This window comes from Inhella gelatinilytica, assembly GCF_016093295.1.
Lineage (GTDB): Bacteria > Pseudomonadota > Gammaproteobacteria > Burkholderiales > Burkholderiaceae_C > Inhella > Inhella gelatinilytica.
Genome location: NZ_JAEDAL010000003.1, coordinates 85,113 through 98,632 on the forward strand (window position 1 = coordinate 85,113; position 13,520 = coordinate 98,632).

A 13,520-nucleotide genomic window follows, 5' to 3' on the forward strand; every position below is an offset into this window, starting at 1 on the left:
TTCGGCGATGCCGCGAAAACCGCCCTGGGCAACCTGGGCGGTTTTTTTACGCCTGGGGCTGGGCCGTCCGGTTAAGGTGCTGGCCTCTGCCCCGTGAATGTCCCATGACCCTGCGTTTGCCCTCGTTCAACCCTCGCGAAGTGCCGGTGGAACGCATTGACCGTGCGTTGGCACCCCTGCCTGAAGCGTGGTTGGCGCCCGACGCGCTGCGCTCGCACTTTCAGACCGTGCCCTTGGTTGCGCCGGAGCGGCCCGGCGACGGAGGGCGCGTTCCGCAACACCTGTTGCGCAGTCCCCGGCCCGCCGCCGTCTTGGTGCCCTTGGTGATGCGGGACCAGGGCGTGCAGGTGCTCCTCACGCGGCGGACAGAACACCTCAAAGATCATGCGGGGCAGATCAGCTTTCCGGGCGGCCGGGTGGATGCAGAGGACGCCGATGCCTGGGCCACGGCGCGCCGAGAATCGCTGGAAGAGATCGGTCTATCGGCTGCCTTCATCGAACCGATTGGGGTGTTGCCCCTCTATGCCACCGTGACGGCCTATAGCGTGACGCCCTGTGTGGCCTTGGTGCGCCCCGGCTTCTCGTTGGCCCTGGAGGCCGGGGAGGTCGCAGAAGCCTTTGAGGTGCCGCTGGCGTTTTTGATGAACCCTGCGCATCACCGCTGGCATCGGCTGAGCCTGCTGGGTTTTGAGCGGCAGTTCTTGTCGATGCCCTGGACGTCCGACGGCCGAGAGCACTTTATTTGGGGTGCCACGGCGGCCATGCTGCGCAACCTGTACCACCAACTGCGTCAGGGTCGCGAAGCCAGCCAGTAACATCCCGGCCCATGAGTTTCTTTGCTGTGCTGCTGGCCTTGTTGGTCGAGCAACTCAAACCCTTGCCCCACGGCAACGCTGTGCACCGGGCCGTCGTCAATTGGGCGCGGTGGGCCGGGCGTAATTTTGATGCCGGTCGCCCGCACCATGCTTGGGTGGTGTGGACGGTGACCGTGGTGGCGCCGGCTGTGCTCGTGTGCTTGATTTATGCGGCTTTGCGCTGGCATTCGCTGCTCCTGGCCCTGGTCTTTGATGTGGTGGTGCTTTATGTGACGCTGGGCTTTCGGCAGTTCAGTCACTATTTCACCGACATCCGCATGGCGCTGGAGCGCGGGGATGAGTTGGAGGCGCGCAATCTGTTGGCCCAGTGGCAGCATCTGGACGCGAGCGAGTTGCCACGCAGTGAGCTGTTGCGCCACGTTATCGAGCACTCGCTGCTGGCGGCACACCGGCATGTATTTGGCGTTTTCTTCTGGTTTGTGGTGTTGTCAGCGGTGGGCCTGGGGCCCATGGGGGCGGTGCTGTACCGCTTGGCCGAATTCGCCAGCCGGTACTGGGCCTTCCGCAACCAGACGCTGGACACGCAAACGCATGAAGGGTTGCGGCAGCGTTCTGAGCGCAGCTTTGCATGGGTCGACCACGTGCCCGCGCGCCTGACGGCCACCGGCTTTGCCATCGTCGGCAACTTTGAAGAGGCCGTAAATGGCATGCGGCGGGATGCCGCGCTGTGGCTGCGTCCGAACGAAGGGGTCATCCTCGCCGCCGCCGCCGGTGCAGTGGGGGTTCAGCTCGGCGGTGCGGCAGCGCCGGGGGTGACCCCCGACCGCAGCAAGACCCTGGCGGCCGGCGCAATCCAAGACGCGACGGCGGCCGATGGCTCCACACCCGGTGAGCCGGCCACCCTGGGCCACTTGCAAGCCATCGTGCGCTTGGTTTGGCGCTCCGTGGTGCTCTGGATGCTGCTTCTGGCCTTGCTAACTGTTAGTAACCTGATCGGATAAAAAAACGGCCCCGCGGGGCCGTTTTGTTTGAATTCGCGTGCTTATTTCAGGATGGTTTGCTGCATGAACTGCACCAGCGCCCAATTCATGTAGTCGCTGTTTTCCTTGCGGGCGAAACCGTGGCCTTCGTTGTCGGCGCGCATGTACCAAACGGGTGTACCCAACTCGCGCACCTTGGCGACGATTTGCTCGGCCTCGGTATACGGCACGCGCGGATCGTTCTTGCCTTGGATCACGAACAGTGGTTTCTTGATCTTGTGGGCGTTGGTCAACGGGGAAATGCGTTCTTGGAATTCGCGCATGGCCGGATCGCGTTCGTCACCGTATTCAACACGACGCAGGTCACGGCGGTAGCTCTCGGTGTTGTTCAGGAACGTGACGAAATGGCTGATGCCCACGATGTCCACGGCGCCCGCGATGCGGTCGCTGTAGTGCGTGGCCACGGCCAGGCTCATGTAGCCGCCGTAGCTGCCGCCCGCCACGATGACGCGTTCCGGGTCCAAATCTGGTTGGGTTTTGATCCACTCCAGCAGGGCACCAATGTCCTTGACTGAGTCTTCGCGCTTGAAGCCGTTGTCCAGAGCCAGGAAGGTCTTTCCGAAGCCGCTGGAGCCGCGCACGTTGGGCTGGATCAGGGTGATGCCCAGCTCTTGGATGTAGTACTGCCAACGGGCCAGGAAACCGACGGTGGCCTGGCCTTCCGGACCGCCGTGAATGCTGATCAATACCGGGCGACGGCCCTTGAAGTTCGCGGGCGGGCGGGTGATCAGCCCGCTGATGGGCAGGCCATCAAAGCTCTTCCAGCGAATGATTTCTGTGTCCCGGAAGGCGCGGGTATCAATGCCAGCGGGCACAGCCGCTTGGGTCCATTGCTGACTCTTCCCCTGGGCATCAAGGACATGAATCTGGCTCGGGCCCTGGGTGCTGCTGACGCTATACGCCATCAGGGGCAGCTTGGGGTGGAAGCGGGTGGTGCCCACCGAACCGGCAGCCACGCCCTGGGGGGCGGGAATTTCCTTGCCGGTTTTGAGGTCGAAGAAATGCAATTCGTCGCGGCCGTCGGCATTGGCTTGCACCACCAGGGTTTTGTTGTCCGCGCTGACCGAGCCGCCGCTGATATCCCAGGGGATGTGGCGGGTCAAGGGCTTGAGGGCCTGCGTGGCCAAGTCCAGCAGCGCCAGCTCGCGGAATTCGCCAAAACGGTCGGTCGCGACGAGCAGGGTCTTCCCATCGCGCATGAAGCTGCCGAAATACACAGCGGGCGGCTCCTTGCTGTCGGGGCGCGGCAGCAACTGCACCGGCTTGCCGGCCTGCTCACCGTCCAAATCCATCATCCACAGCTGCGATTCGTTGGCGCTGCGGTAGTTGCCCAGCGCGAGTCGACGGCCGTCCTCGCTGACGCTAGCGCCCCAGCCGCCGCCTTCGAGTTCCACCAGCTTGCGGCGCTCGGCGATCGGGTCCTTGGCCTCAGGGTTCACGGCCCAGAAGGTGGTCATGATCTTCGTGCGAGTGCCGCCCTGGGCCGTACGGTCGATGGGCACGCTGGTGTAGACGATTTCCTTCTGCTTCTTGCGCCAACCGATGAAGGCGTTGCGTTCGTCGTTGTGGGTGAGTTGCACAGCGGCGCTGCCGTCCAGCGCCTGGCGGAACACTTGCGTCACCTCGTTGCCGCCCGAGGCGCGGCTGAACACGATGTAGCGCCCGTCATTCGGTTCGTAGCTGCCGCCGCCGGCGGGCTCGGGCCCCTGCGTCACCGGCTTGATCTCGCCCATCGCCATATCCAGGCGGAAGAGCTGCGCCGTGCTGGCCCCCGCCGCGCGGTGGCTCACCAACATCTCGGCCTTGCTGGGGTGCCAGTCAGAAAACCCATGGCCACGGAACTCGGTGTAGGCGGCCATGCGCTCGGCCACGTCTCGTGGGATGGCGGGCACACCCTGCAAGAACATGGCCGCAGGCGGCGTCATCACGTTGGAGGCGGTGGCCGGGGCGGCTTCTTGAGCGCGCAGACCGGGCACGGTGGCCAAGGCCATCAAGGCCAGGGCTTGCTGGGCAAAGGCACGACGGGGAAGGTGCGACATGGTGGCGAAGCGGAGTAGAAGAAAACCGCTGATTGTTCAGCAACCGAGCGACCGGTGCAGAAAGTCAGAACGGGCAGGGGGCGTGCACCCTGAGGTGTGCGGGCCACTCCAGCGTTTGCGCGTGCAACAGCAGTCGCTCGGCGGGCCGCTCGGGGTCGTACAGCGCGTCCCCCACGATGGGGTGACCCAGGCTCAGCAAATGCACGCGAAGCTGGTGTGCCCGCCCCGTCAGGGGCCGCAGCAGCAAGCGGCTGCAACCCGGGGGCGCCCAGCCCGGCACGCGTCGCCATTCGGTCTGACTCGGCTTGCCCTGTGCGGCACACACCTTTTGCCGCGGGCGGTTCGGCCAATCGGCGATCAAGGGCAGGTCGATACGCTGCCAGTCCGGGCCCCAGGGCAGCTCGCCGTGCACCACCGCCACGTAGTCCTTGAGGAGCGCTCGCTCGGCGAACAGCGCCGACCAGCGGCGCTGGGCCTGTGGGTTGCGCGCAAACAGCAGCAGGCCTGAGGTGGCCATGTCCAGGCGGTGCACCACCAAACTCTCGGGGTGCGGGCCTTGCAGGCGAGCCCAGGCGCAGTCCTGCTTGTCTTCGCCCCGGCCGGGAACGCTGAGCAAGCCGGCTGGCTTGTCGATGACGATCACCTCCTCATCGACGTGGCAGAGGGTGAGGGCGTTCAAAACGCCTCGATCCACCCGCTTTGCAGGGCCGACTGCGGGTTGGAGCCCGCCGCACTCACCTGGGCGCAGGCCGCTTCGCTGCTCAGCCCCAGGCTTTTGAGCACACAGGCGGCCGTTGTGCCCGTGCGGCCAATCCCCGCGGCGCAGTGCAGCAGCACCGACTCCCCGGCCTGCAGCGCCCGCACCACCGTGGCCACCCCTTCACGGTAGGTCTTTGCTTGGGCATGCAGGCCGAAATCCGCCATCGGCAGGGCCTGCCAGACCCAGGGTGGCCCGGCTTCCACAGCCGCGGCATAGGCGGGTGCAAAGTACAGCAGCTCGCTCCAGGGCGTGAGGCAAACGATGCGCGTGAGCCCGGCGGCTTGCGCCAACTGCTCGAAGTCGGACCAGGGCTCCAAACGCCCGGGCATGGAGTACAACCACAGGCGCCCCGATACAGAGGGGGGCAGGGGAAGAGGGCGGAACGGCATGCCCCCATTGTTCCGCAAGGGCGTCGAAATGATCCAATGGCGTGATGACTGACGAGATCGAAACCCACCCCTCCGTCGAACGCGTGCGCGCGGCCCTGCAGCACGCCGGCGTGGACTATGAAATCCGCTGGCTGGCTGACGGCGCCCACACCGCCGCCGACGCCGCCGCGCAACTCGGCGTCCCCTTGGGCGCCATTGCCAAAAGCGTGGTGCTGCGGCTGGGCGACCAGCCGGTGCTGTGCATCACGGCGGGTGACCGCCGCGTGAACGCCGAGCGCCTGGTGCCCCAGTTCGGCCCGGTGGCACGGGCCGATGCGGCCTTTGTGCGGCGCCACACCGGCTTCCCCATTGGGGGCGTCGCGCCGCTGGGCTTTGCGCCCCAGGACGAAGCGGCCCCGCCCGCCGTGCTGATGGACCCCAGCCTAGAGCGCTTTGAGCGCGTCTGGGCGGCAGCCGGTCACCCGCGCACCGTGCTGGGCCTGCGCTTTGACGCTCTGCAACAAGCCGCTGCCGCTCGGTTGGAGGCCTTCACCGATGCCGTTTGAAGCGCCGCTGCCATCCCCCTGCACCAAGGTCTGCAAGCTCGATGCGAGCGGGCAGTTCTGTCTGGGCTGCGCCCGAACCCGCGATGAAATCGGGGCCTGGTCCAGCCTAGGCCGGGCCCAACAAGCTGAGGTGTGGCGTGCCCTGCCCGAGCGCGCCCGCACGTGGGGCGTCGCCCTGGCGCCCTTGCCACCGGAGTTAAAGCTGTGATGTCAAACCCACCTGTGAAGGCGCTGCGGTTCTACTGGGACCCCATCTCCCCCTATGCCGCCCTGGCCTTTCAGCGCTTGCCTGAAGCCCTGGCAGGCCATTCAGTGGTGGTGGACTACGTGCCCATCCTCTTTGGCGCGCTGCTCAAGGCCAATGGTCAAAAAGGTCCGGCAGAGATCCCCGGCAAACGCGAGTGGACCTACCGCCAGGTGCTGTGGCTGGGACGTGAGCACGGCCTGGCGCTGCCGGCCCAGCACCCCTTCAACCCCTTGGCCTTGTTGCGCCTTGCTTGGGCCTGCACGCCGGAAGGGCTGCCCCCCTCGCGCTGGGTCACCGAGCTAATCCTTGAGCACGTCTGGAGGGCCGACGGCGCGGACGCCAACGCCCCGGAGCGGCTCGCGGCCCTGACCGAGCGCCTCGCCCCGCGCCGCCAAGCCAGCGACGAGCAGGCCAAGCAGCGCCTGCGCGACGCGACCGATGCGGCGCTGCAAGCCGGCGTCTTTGGCGTGCCCACCATCGAATGGCAAGGCAAACGCTTCTGGGGCCAAGACGCCCTGCCCATGCTGCGCGCTGCGCTGGACGGCGACCCGTGGTTCGCTTCCGGGGCGTGGGAGGCGGCGGGGGAGCGGCCTGCGGGACTTGTGCGGGGCAGCTGAGTTCTGAAACCCGTATAGCAGGAGGCTACGGTGCGGGCAGGCGGGCGCAGTTCTGCCTTTTTGCCACTCGATCAAAGCGTTGCGGCAATGATGGCGTTCAACCGCCCACTCTTTTGAAGTTTTGCCAAACCGCGATCGAAGAGTTGCTGCCATTCCAGGCCCTTGGCGCTTTTGGCAAACACCAGATGCAGGGGCCCGGCGTTGAGGGGGCGGGGGAAGTAGGTCAGGGTTGCGGCCTCCTGGGCGGGAATGACCCGGCGCAGCAGGTCCAGGCCCACGGCCAGGGACATGGCCACGGCATCCACCCGACCCAGCAGCAGCTTGCGGAGGTTTTTGTCGTCCGATGGGGCCCGGTCCACCGTCAGCCGTCCCGTTTTTTCGGCCTCCTGAAACGCTTCACCGTACACATACCCCGTCGTCGCCCCAATACGCTTTCCCTTCAGGTCATCCAGGGTTTTCCAAGCCAGCGGTTCGCTGCGGCGATGGAACAGGACCTGCTGCTCCACAAACAGCGGCGCACTGAAATGAAATTTTTGCGCCCGCTCCGCCGTGACATACCAGGCTGCAGAGGCGACGGAAGTGCCAGCCTCCACTTGCAGCATGGCCCGCGCCCAGGGGAAGAACGCGAACTCAACCTGGATCCCCTCCTGCGCAAATGCCTCCCGAACAATTTGCAGCACAAAGCCTTGCTCGGGCAGTGCCTCCGACATGAACGGGGGCCACTCACCCGTGGCCACCTTGACCGTGACAGGACTGGCCCAGGCGCCAGGGGCCAAGGCCACGTGCATCACCCAGGCGGCGGCAAGCTGGCGCCGCGAGACCCCAGCGATTGCAGATTCTTCAAGGCGTGGTTGCAGGTGCGAAGGGGGCATGGACAAGGGGAGGGTCGGAGGTCGTGGGCGGCGTCTTAGAAGCGATGGGTCAGCCCCAAGCCCAGCGCGTGTTGCACCCGTGATGGGGGACGAAGATGCCCGGCGCTGAACGACAAAACGGTCCGTTTGGAAAAACCGTAATCCAGCCCCAGCCCCAGGAATCGTGACGCCCCTGCATCTTTGACCAAGCGCCCACCGCCAAGTTTGAGTGTCCACGGCCCCTGCGTACGGCTGGCGCCTAGCGTGAGCGCCCGTCCTGTACTGGGGCGCACGTCCGCATGGCGGCTGTGGTCGTAGCCCACCATCCAGGTCACGCCGATCCAGTGCGTTTTCAAACCGAGGAAGGTGTCGCGATCCCCGGCGCGATTGCGCGCGTGAGCCAGCAATCCCTGGGCCCCCGCGTGCTGGTAGCCAAGGGCCATGCCCAAGGCATGACCGCCGCCCCCGCCCGCCGTGGCGGATCGCTCGGGAGAACCGGACGCTTGCAGCGTGAGTCCGTGCCACTGGGGGGAGTCGTAGAAGACGCCATCACTGAGTCGCGCCGGTTCTGGTGCACCTTGGTTCGAGACCCGATCCGTGACGTAGTTCGAGTGCCAAAGCTGCCAGGCGGGCGACGCAATCCGGTTGAAGTTGTCCCAGGGGTCAAAGGCCCATGCATTGGCATGGATCACATCCAGCGCCCGCCCCACGCGCAGGGTTCCCGCGTCGCCCCGCAACCCCACCGTTGCTTCGTCATGCCAAAAGGGGTTCTTTTCAGCGCCCTCGACCGCGCCGGTGTCCAACTCAAGGCGGTGGCTCAAACGGAAGGTCAGGCGCAGCCCGCCCTCCAGGTCTTCTTCACCGCTCAGGGCAATGTTGGATCGTTGCAAGGTCCCCACGTGGGACACGCGCGCAAAGTCTCGATACAGCCCGATGTCCAGATACCCACTCAGCATCACCCCGGCGGTTGAAGCGGGAACGCCGGCTCCCAGGCTCACAACGAGGCACAGACACCGAAGGGCTCGAACCGGCTCCTGAGACGACATTCCACCAACCCATGGTCCACGTCTGAATCATCTTGCCGGAAAAGTCCAGCAGCGAACAGGCCATCTTCCCTCGAAGAATCTCCATAGGAGCGGGCGAACCCGCCGATGATGGCGCAGGCCAGCCGTTTAGCGGGGCCAGGCGGTCTGCCTGCAGGGCCGCACCAGCGTCAGTCCGCGTTGAGCCCCAAGAGCGAGCGGCCCAGTGCTTCGGCGGCTTCAATCCCGTCCACGCCTGCGGACATGATGCCGCCCGCATAGCCCGCGCCTTCGCCGGCCGGGTAGAGGCCGCGCACGTTCAGGCTTTGGTAGTCCTTGCCGCGCGTGATGCGCAAGGGGCTGGAGGTGCGGGTTTCAACGCCGGTGAGCACCGCGTCGGGGCGGTCAAAGCCGCGAATCTGGCGGCCAAAGGCGGGCAGGGCTTCGCGGATGGCCTCCAGCACATAGGGCGGCAGCACGGTGCGGCCCTTTTCCTGCAATTGGGTGAGCGTGATGCCCGGTTTGTAGGAGGGCTCGACCTCCCCCAGCACCGTGGAGGGCTGGCGCTTGAGAAAGTCGCCCACCAGGGCGCCTGGCGCGCGGTAGCCCCCGCCGCCCAGCTCGTAGGCGCGGGATTCCCAGATGCGCTGGAAAGCCATGCCATCGAGCGGGTTTACCGGCCCCTCGGCGTGGCCGTCTTGTCGGTAATCCTGTGGGTTGATGCCCACCACGATACCGGCATTGGCGTTGCGTTCAGCGCGTGAGTACTGGCTCATGCCATTCGTGACCACGCGTTCGGGCTCGGAGGTGGCCGCCACCACCGTGCCACCGGGGCACATGCAGAAGCTGTAGACCGAACGCCCGTTTTTGGCGTGGTGCACCAGCTTGTAGTCGGCCGCCCCGAGGATGGGGTTACCGGCGTTGGGGCCAAAACGCGCTGCATCGATCAGGCTTTGCGGGTGCTCGATGCGGAAGCCTACGGAGAAAGGCTTGGCCTCCATGAAGACGCCGCGCTGGTGCAGCATCGCAAAAGTGTCGCGCGCGCTGTGGCCCAAGGCCAGGATCACATGATCGGTGGTGATCTGCTCGCCCGATTCGAGGCTCAGGCCCTGCACCACGCCGTTTTCAATCAGCAGGTCGGTCACCTTCTGTTCAAAGCGGATTTCGCCGCCCAGCGCTTCGATGTCGGCTCGCATCTTTTCGATCATGCTCACCAAGCGGAACGTACCGATGTGGGGTTTGCTGACGAAGAGAATTTCTTCGGGTGCACCGGCCTTGACGAACTCCGTCAACACCTTGCGGGTCAAAAACCGCGGGTCCGAGATTTGGCTGTAGAGCTTTCCATCTGAAAACGTGCCCGCGCCACCTTCGCCGAATTGCACGTTGCTCTCGGGCGTGAGCACGCCCTGGCGCCACAGGCCCCAGGTGTCTTTGGTGCGCTTGCGCACGGTGCGGCCGCGCTCCAGCACCAGTGGTCGGAGGCCCATCTGGGCCAGGATGAGCGCGGCAAACAGGCCACAAGGCCCAAAGCCCACGACCACCGGGCGGCGGCGCCCCTCTTGCGCGTAGAAATCGGCCGGCGCGTGACCGATGACGTGATAACCGGTGTCGGGGCTGGGGCGCAAGTGCGCGTCACCCTGGGCCAGCAATTGCGCCTCGCGGGCTGGGTCAGCCAGTTCGCAGTCCAGCGTGTAGATCAGCTGCATCGCCGTCTTCTTGCGCGCGTCATGGGCGCGCTTGAAGACGGTGAAGGCCACCAGTTCGGCCTTTTGGTCTGGCTTCAAGCCCAGGCGCTGCAACACGGCGGTGTGCAATTGCTCCTCGGTGTGGTTCAGCGGCAGACGCAGGTCGGTGATTCGAAGCATGGTGGGTCAAGCTAAAAAAACTACGGCGCCCCAGGGCGCCGTGAAGACATCCGAGCGGCGAGCTCTTAGCCTTGGTGCGGGCGCTTGCCGGGGTTCTTCTTGCTGCGGGTGTGCGAACCCCGCTCTTGGCTGCGCTTTTGGCCGCGCGCCGGGGTGAACGTCACGCCAGCGGGCGTGACAGGGCGCGGAGTGGCTTTGCGGTCGGCTTCGGTACGGATCTTGTTGCCCATGGTGTGGCTTTCGAAAAAATGTGAATTTGACAGCCAGAAGTCCACAACGGTTTCGGCCCTGTGCTTGCAAAGCCCGCGCGCGCAAACGGGCACAGACTCAGCAAGCCGGGCGAGAGTTTAGGCGATGTGTCCCGAGCCCGGGGTTCAGCCCCATTTCTAGGGTCTCGCGCCGCGTGCAATTCAGGGCGTCGCAGGGCGGGCGCCGGGGTTACCGCGGGGTGGCCACGGCAAGAAAAAGAGCCGATCACTGGACCGGCTCTTCGGGCAGGGACCGTGGGGTTCAGTGCCCGCTGGCGCCGGCGGCACCCAGGCCGGTTTCCGAGCGCACCTGCTGCGCGGCAAAGGCGGCCCGCTCCTTCGCGGCCTGGGCCGATCGGTCCAGGATGGAGAACAGCCAGATGCCGACGAAGGCGATGGTCATGGAGAACAGGGCGGGCGAGGTGTAGGGGAACCAGGCCGAGCCTTTGGGGTTGCCCAGCGTGGCTTCCCACACCGAGGGGCTGACCACGGTCAGGCCCACCGAGGAGATCAGGCCCAGGAAGCCACCGATCACCGCGCCCTTGGTGGTGCAGTCCTTCCACAGCACGCTCATGAAGAGCACCGGGAAGTTGGCGCTGGCGGCGATGGCGAAAGCCAGGCTGACCATGAAGGCGATGTTCTGCTTCTCAAAGGCAATGCCCAGCACCACGGCGACCACGCCCAAGGCCAGGGTGGTGAGGCGCGAAACCTTGAGCTCCGAGGCGGAGTCCGCCTTGCCCTGCTTGAACACCGTGGCGTAGAGGTCGTGGCTGACGGCCGAAGCGCCCGAGAGCGTCAGGCCGGCCACCACGGCCAGGATGGTGGCGAAGGCCACGGCCGAAATGAAGCCGTAAAACACATTGCCGCCGACCGTCTTGGCCACCAGCACAGCCGCCATATTGGCCGTGCCCGCGCCACCCTTGATGACGCCCTTCGCCGTGTCGGCCATTTCGGGGTTGGTCAACACCAGGGTGATGGCGCCAAAGCCGATGAAGAAGATCAGGATGTAGAAGTAGCCAATCCAGGTCGTGGCCCAGAACACGGACTTGCGCGCCTCCTTGGCGTCCGGCACGGTGAAGAAGCGCATCAGGATGTGGGGCAGGCCGGCGGTGCCGAACATCAGCGCCATGCCGAAGCTGATGGCCGAGATCGGGTCCTTGATGAAGCCGCCCGGGCCCATGATGGACAGACCGGCGCTGGCCGCGGCGGCGGCGTCTTTGCCGCTTTGGGCGGCGATGTCCGACTTGACCTGCACCGCCTTGGCGAAAAGGGCCTCGGGGCTGAACCCGTACTGCGCCATCACCATGAAGGCCATGAAGGTCACGCCCGAGAGCAGCAGCACGGCCTTGATGATCTGCACCCAGGTGGTGGCCGTCATGCCGCCAAAGAGCACGTAGATCATCATCAGCGCGCCCACCAGCACCACGGCGACCCAGTACTCCAGGCCGAACAGCAGTTTGATCAGCGAGCCGGCGCCCACCATTTGGGCGATCAGGTAGAAGGCCACGACCACCAGCGTGCCGCTCGCTGCAAAAGCGCGAATCGGCGTTTGCTTGAAGCGGTACCCGGCCACGTCCGCAAAAGTGAATTTGCCCAGGTTGCGAAGGCGCTCGGCCATCAGGAAGGTGATGACGGGCCAGCCGACCAAGAAGCCGATGGAGTAGATCAAGCCGTCATAGCCGTTGGCCATGACGGCGGCCGAAATGCCCAAGAAGGACGCGGCGCTCATGTAGTCACCGGCAATCGCCAGACCGTTCTGGAAGCCCGTGATACCGCCGCCGGCGGTGTAGAAGTCCGCCGCCGAGCGCGTGCGGCCGGCCGCCCACTTGGTGATCCACAGCGTGCCCACCACGAAGAGGCTGAACATCGAGATGGCGGTCCAATTGGTGGCCTGCTTGGCCGTGGGGCCCAGGTCACCGCCCGCTGCAAAGGCCGAACCCGCAAGGGCAAGACCAATCAGGGCGAGGTAGCGGGAGGCTTTCATTGGTGCACATCCTTCAGCAGAGATTGCGTCAGCGCGTCGAACTCCTTGTTCGCGCGGTAGACGTAGAGACCGGTGATGGCGATGGTGAACACGATCACGGCCATGCCGATGGGCACACCCACCGTGGTCACGCCGGCGCCGAGCGGTGCGGCGAGGAAGGGCTTGTTGAAGGCAATCAGGGCCACATAGCCGTAGTAGGCCAGCAGCATCAAGACGGTGAGCAGCGCGCCCAGCGCATTGCGCTTGCGGCGCAACTCCAGGTACTGCGGGTGGCGCTGAATGCGCTGAACGATGGAATCCGCCATGGAAGTCTCCGGGGAGAAAGGATGGGCGGATTCTTTGAAGGGGCGCTGACCCTGCTCTGACGCGGAACTTGCGCCAAGCTTGCAGGGGCCGGAAAAACAAACGCCGCCCCGAGGGGCGGCGTGGGCACTCAGGGACTTTCCCTTAGTGGCTGTTTTGTGGGCCGGCGGGCGGGTGCAGCAGGCGATCGGTGTAGGCAATGGCCAGGGCCGAAAGCAGGAAGACGACATGAATGATCGTTTGCCACATCACCGTGTGCGTGGTGTAACTCTGAGCGTTGATGAAGGTTTTGAGCAGGTGAATGGATGAGATGCCGATGATGGCCGTGGCCAGCTTGACCTTGAGTACCGAGGCATTCACATGGCTCAGCCACTCGGGTTGGTCAGGGTGGCCCTCAAGGTGCATGCGCGACACAAAGGTTTCGTAGCCGCCGACGATCACCATGATCAGCAAGTTGCTGATCATGACCACGTCGATCAGGCCCAGAACCACCAGCATGATCAGCGTCTCATTGAGCGCCGGAGGCAGCGCGTTGCCGGCCACGTCTTTGGCGATATACCCGGTGCTGGTGATCAGGATCTGCAAAGCCTCTTTGCTGCCGAACGCGGCTTCGACCAGATGCACCAGTTCCACCCAAAAGTGAAACACATACACCGCCTGGGCCAGGATCAAGCCCAAGTACAGCGGCAACTGCAACCACCGACTGGCAAAAATGAGGTTGGGCAGGGGACGCAAGGGATGGGACATGGGAGCTCCGTTTAACAGCGGCGCGATTCTAGGGAATGGCCCTAGGTG

15 protein-coding genes are annotated in these 13,520 nt (G+C 65.2%); 5 read left to right on the forward strand and 10 right to left on the reverse strand.

Annotated elements, in window-relative coordinates; genetic code table 11:
- The first annotated feature begins 104 nt into the window (after positions 1 to 104).
- Positions 105 to 815, forward strand: coding sequence for an NUDIX hydrolase (locus I7X43_RS08270; RefSeq protein WP_198100466.1), 711 nt, complete (start codon positions 105 to 107; stop codon positions 813 to 815).
- Between the two features lie 11 nt (positions 816 to 826).
- Positions 827 to 1,816, forward strand: a complete 990-nt coding sequence (locus tag I7X43_RS08275; RefSeq protein WP_198100467.1) for a CobD/CbiB family protein — start codon at positions 827 to 829, stop codon at positions 1,814 to 1,816.
- A 41-nt stretch (positions 1,817 to 1,857) separates the two neighbouring features.
- On the opposite strand, the gene I7X43_RS08280 is transcribed toward I7X43_RS08275, so the two are convergent.
- The 3 genes from I7X43_RS08280 to I7X43_RS08290 form a co-directional block, all read right to left on the reverse strand.
- Positions 1,858 to 3,894: a S9 family peptidase gene (locus tag I7X43_RS08280; protein WP_246480282.1), complete on the reverse strand. Its 2,037-nt coding sequence runs from the start codon at positions 3,892 to 3,894 to the stop codon at positions 1,858 to 1,860.
- A gap of 64 nt (positions 3,895 to 3,958) precedes the next feature.
- Positions 3,959 to 4,573, reverse strand: a complete 615-nt coding sequence (locus I7X43_RS08285) for an RluA family pseudouridine synthase (protein ID WP_198100468.1) — start codon at positions 4,571 to 4,573, stop codon at positions 3,959 to 3,961.
- On the reverse strand, positions 4,570 to 5,043 hold the full coding sequence (locus tag I7X43_RS08290; protein WP_198100469.1) for a protein-tyrosine phosphatase family protein: 474 nt from the start codon (positions 5,041 to 5,043) through the stop codon (positions 4,570 to 4,572). Before I7X43_RS08290 ends, I7X43_RS08285 begins: the two co-directional genes overlap by 4 nt.
- A gap of 44 nt (positions 5,044 to 5,087) precedes the next feature.
- Here I7X43_RS08290 and I7X43_RS08295 point away from each other — a divergent pair, with 44 nt between their 5' ends.
- Genes I7X43_RS08295 through I7X43_RS08305 form a run of 3 tightly spaced genes read left to right on the forward strand, consistent with a single transcriptional unit; the run spans position 5,088 to position 6,452 of the window.
- Positions 5,088 to 5,588, forward strand: coding sequence for a YbaK/EbsC family protein (locus tag I7X43_RS08295; protein WP_198100470.1), 501 nt, complete (start codon positions 5,088 to 5,090; stop codon positions 5,586 to 5,588).
- On the forward strand, positions 5,578 to 5,796 hold the full coding sequence (locus tag I7X43_RS08300) for a DUF1289 domain-containing protein (RefSeq protein WP_198100471.1): 219 nt from the start codon (positions 5,578 to 5,580) through the stop codon (positions 5,794 to 5,796). Before I7X43_RS08295 ends, I7X43_RS08300 begins: the two co-directional genes overlap by 11 nt.
- Complete coding sequence (locus I7X43_RS08305; protein ID WP_216860104.1) at positions 5,796 to 6,452, forward strand: 2-hydroxychromene-2-carboxylate isomerase; 657 nt, start codon at positions 5,796 to 5,798, stop codon at positions 6,450 to 6,452. Before I7X43_RS08300 ends, I7X43_RS08305 begins: the two co-directional genes overlap by 1 nt.
- Before the next feature lie 71 nt (positions 6,453 to 6,523).
- Here I7X43_RS08305 and I7X43_RS08310 read toward each other — a convergent pair whose 3' ends face one another.
- The 7 genes from I7X43_RS08310 to I7X43_RS08340 form a co-directional block, all read right to left on the reverse strand.
- Positions 6,524 to 7,324: a substrate-binding periplasmic protein gene (locus I7X43_RS08310; RefSeq protein ID WP_198100472.1), complete on the reverse strand. Its 801-nt coding sequence runs from the start codon at positions 7,322 to 7,324 to the stop codon at positions 6,524 to 6,526.
- 35 nt (positions 7,325 to 7,359) lie between these two features.
- Positions 7,360 to 8,349: a porin gene (locus I7X43_RS08315; RefSeq protein WP_198100473.1), complete on the reverse strand. Its 990-nt coding sequence runs from the start codon at positions 8,347 to 8,349 to the stop codon at positions 7,360 to 7,362.
- 167 nt (positions 8,350 to 8,516) lie between these two features.
- Positions 8,517 to 10,190, reverse strand: a complete 1,674-nt coding sequence (locus I7X43_RS08320; protein WP_198100474.1) for an NAD(P)/FAD-dependent oxidoreductase — start codon at positions 10,188 to 10,190, stop codon at positions 8,517 to 8,519.
- A gap of 65 nt (positions 10,191 to 10,255) precedes the next feature.
- Entirely contained in the window at positions 10,256 to 10,420 is a 165-nt protein-coding gene (locus tag I7X43_RS08325) for a hypothetical protein (protein ID WP_198100475.1), read from the reverse strand.
- Positions 10,421 to 10,700: 280 nt separating this feature from the next.
- On the reverse strand, positions 10,701 to 12,422 hold the full coding sequence (locus I7X43_RS08330) for a cation acetate symporter (protein WP_198100476.1): 1,722 nt from the start codon (positions 12,420 to 12,422) through the stop codon (positions 10,701 to 10,703).
- Positions 12,419 to 12,727 carry a DUF485 domain-containing protein gene (locus I7X43_RS08335; protein ID WP_198100477.1) on the reverse strand — a complete coding sequence of 103 codons (309 nt, stop codon included), beginning with the start codon at positions 12,725 to 12,727 and terminating at the stop codon, positions 12,419 to 12,421. Before I7X43_RS08335 ends, I7X43_RS08330 begins: the two co-directional genes overlap by 4 nt.
- Before the next feature lie 142 nt (positions 12,728 to 12,869).
- Complete coding sequence (locus tag I7X43_RS08340) at positions 12,870 to 13,472, reverse strand: TIGR00645 family protein (RefSeq protein WP_198100478.1); 603 nt, start codon at positions 13,470 to 13,472, stop codon at positions 12,870 to 12,872.
- Positions 13,473 to 13,520: the final 48 nt, after the last annotated feature.

What these genes read in the sequence shown, in the direction of transcription:
- I7X43_RS08335 (WP_198100477.1), bottom strand. Translation starts at nt 12,727, where the DNA reads ATGGCGGATTCCATCGTTCAGCGCATTCAGCGCCACCCGCAGTACCTG.
- I7X43_RS08305 (WP_216860104.1), top strand. Translation starts at nt 5,796, where the DNA reads ATGTCAAACCCACCTGTGAAGGCGCTGCGGTTCTACTGGGACCCCATC.
- I7X43_RS08315 (WP_198100473.1), bottom strand. Translation starts at nt 8,349, where the DNA reads ATGTCGTCTCAGGAGCCGGTTCGAGCCCTTCGGTGTCTGTGCCTCGTT.
- I7X43_RS08270 (WP_198100466.1), top strand. Translation starts at nt 105, where the DNA reads ATGACCCTGCGTTTGCCCTCGTTCAACCCTCGCGAAGTGCCGGTGGAA.
- I7X43_RS08295 (WP_198100470.1), top strand. Translation starts at nt 5,088, where the DNA reads ATGACTGACGAGATCGAAACCCACCCCTCCGTCGAACGCGTGCGCGCG.
- I7X43_RS08310 (WP_198100472.1), bottom strand. Translation starts at nt 7,324, where the DNA reads ATGCCCCCTTCGCACCTGCAACCACGCCTTGAAGAATCTGCAATCGCT.
- I7X43_RS08340 (WP_198100478.1), bottom strand. Translation starts at nt 13,472, where the DNA reads ATGTCCCATCCCTTGCGTCCCCTGCCCAACCTCATTTTTGCCAGTCGG.
- I7X43_RS08330 (WP_198100476.1), bottom strand. Translation starts at nt 12,422, where the DNA reads ATGAAAGCCTCCCGCTACCTCGCCCTGATTGGTCTTGCCCTTGCGGGT.
- I7X43_RS08325 (WP_198100475.1), bottom strand. Translation starts at nt 10,420, where the DNA reads ATGGGCAACAAGATCCGTACCGAAGCCGACCGCAAAGCCACTCCGCGC.
- I7X43_RS08300 (WP_198100471.1), top strand. Translation starts at nt 5,578, where the DNA reads ATGCCGTTTGAAGCGCCGCTGCCATCCCCCTGCACCAAGGTCTGCAAG.
- I7X43_RS08320 (WP_198100474.1), bottom strand. Translation starts at nt 10,190, where the DNA reads ATGCTTCGAATCACCGACCTGCGTCTGCCGCTGAACCACACCGAGGAG.
- I7X43_RS08280 (WP_246480282.1), bottom strand. Translation starts at nt 3,894, where the DNA reads ATGTCGCACCTTCCCCGTCGTGCCTTTGCCCAGCAAGCCCTGGCCTTG.
- I7X43_RS08275 (WP_198100467.1), top strand. Translation starts at nt 827, where the DNA reads ATGAGTTTCTTTGCTGTGCTGCTGGCCTTGTTGGTCGAGCAACTCAAA.
- I7X43_RS08290 (WP_198100469.1), bottom strand. Translation starts at nt 5,043, where the DNA reads ATGCCGTTCCGCCCTCTTCCCCTGCCCCCCTCTGTATCGGGGCGCCTG.